Source organism: Hydrogenophaga sp. (genome assembly GCF_041633695.1).
Taxonomy (GTDB): Bacteria; Pseudomonadota; Gammaproteobacteria; order Burkholderiales; family Burkholderiaceae_C; genus Hydrogenophaga.
In genome coordinates this window covers 1-1,556 of sequence record NZ_JBFJMY010000692.1, presented here as the reverse complement: position 1 = coordinate 1,556, position 1,556 = coordinate 1, and the positions used below count along the sequence as shown (strand labels likewise).

Annotated in this window: 3 protein-coding genes; 1 reads left to right on the top strand and 2 read right to left on the bottom strand. The window is 66.7% G+C overall.

What is annotated here, in order from left to right; genetic code table 11:
• Both ABYB95_RS23290 and ABYB95_RS23285 read right to left on the bottom strand, forming a co-directional pair.
• A partial coding sequence (locus tag ABYB95_RS23290; protein WP_372662677.1) for an acyl-CoA dehydrogenase family protein occupies positions 1-402 on the bottom strand: 402 nt, incomplete at its 3' end.
• Positions 403-437: 35 nt separating this feature from the next.
• Positions 438-899 carry a PaaI family thioesterase gene (locus tag ABYB95_RS23285; protein ID WP_372662674.1) on the bottom strand — a complete coding sequence of 154 codons (462 nt, stop codon included), beginning with the start codon at positions 897-899 and terminating at the stop codon, positions 438-440.
• A gap of 128 nt (positions 900-1,027) precedes the next feature.
• On the opposite strand from ABYB95_RS23285, the gene ABYB95_RS23280 reads away from it, so the two are divergent.
• Positions 1,028-1,556 (top strand): YigZ family protein (locus ABYB95_RS23280; RefSeq protein WP_372662671.1); only part of this gene is annotated, 529 nt, incomplete at its 3' end.

Sequence of the window (1,556 nt, the reverse complement as noted above, 5' to 3'; positions counted from 1 at the left end):
GGGTTCGCTCATGGCCAGCGCGCCCACGTGTTCGCCGCTGATCAGCTTGGGCAGGTATTTGGCTTTTTGGGCATCGGTGCCGTTGCGGTTGATCTGGTTCACGCACAGGTTGCTGTGCGCGCCGTAGCTCAAGCCCACCGATGCGCTGGCGCGGCTGATTTCCTCCATGGCCACCATGTGGGCCAGATAGCCCATGCCCGCGCCGCCGTATTGCTCGGACACGGTGATGCCGAGCACGCCCAGATCGCCCATCTTGCGCCAGGCGTCCATGGGGAACTGGTCGTTCTTGTCGATCTCGGCCGCGCGGGGCGCGATCTCCGCCTGCGCAAAGTCGCGCACCGCGTCGCGCAGCGCGTCGATGTCGTCACCGAGTTGGAAGTTGAGGCCGGGCAGGTTGTTCATGTGTGTGTCTCCTGAACTGAAAAAGGGGTGTGGGCTCAGCCCTGGATGTTGTCACGACCCGTGACCGCCATCAATGTGCAGCCCATGGTGGCGATGAGCTTTTCGCGCCCACCGTCGATGGCGTAGGCATGGCCTTCGCACACCGTCACGGTGCGCCCGGGCTTGATGACGGTGCCCACCATGCGAAAGCGCTCACCCTGGGCCGGGGCCAGCAGGTTGATCTTGAACTCGATGGTGAGCACCGCCGCATCGGTGTTCATGAGACTGAACCCGGCGTAGCCGCAGGCCGAATCCAGCGCCGTGGCCACCATGCCGGCGTGCAGAAAGCCGTGCTGCTGGGTCAGGGCTTCGGCCCAGGGCAGCTCGATCGCCACCCGGCCCGGCAACACCTCGGTCAGGCTGGCGCCCAGGGTGCGCATGGCGGCCTGGCGCTCGAAACTGCTGCGCACGCGCTGGGCATAGTCGGGGTCGCGGGGTTCAAATGTGGGTAGGTTCATGGCGCCTCCTGGCTTTACGTTTACGTAAACGTCAATTATGCGCGATGCCCGCTGCGGCGCCAAACACGCGCTGGCAGATCCACGCTGGCAACAAAGGGCTCACGTAGCTTGGCCTATGCTCGGTCACCATGCCCTTCACCTTGCGAAGTCCCGTCCACAGCGAGCAGCTCATCAAGAAAAGCCGCTTCATTGCTTGCGTGCAAACCGTGGTCGACCGCGAAGCCGCGCTGGCCCAGGTGGCGGCGCTGCGCGCGGCGCACCCCGGCGCCACCCACGTGTGCTGGGCGCTGATGGCGGGCGGGCATTCGGCCGCCAACGACGACGGCGAGCCCGGTGGCACCGCCGGGCGCCCCATGCTGGAGGTGCTGCGCCACCAGGACCTGGAAGGCGTGCTGGCCACCGTGGTGCGCTACTACGGCGGCATACAACTGGGCGCAGGTGGCTTGGTGCGCGCCTATACCGACAGCGTGGCCCAGGCCTTGTTGCAGGCCGACAAGGTGGCGCTGATCCGCCACCGCACCGTGCGCTGCGTGCTGCCCTATGCGCTGGAAGGCTGGTTGCGCCGCGAACTCGATACCCACAGCGCCCGCCTGCTGGAAGTGCGGCATGGCAGCAGCGTGGACGCCACCATCGAAGTGCCCGAGGCCCAGGCGGCGG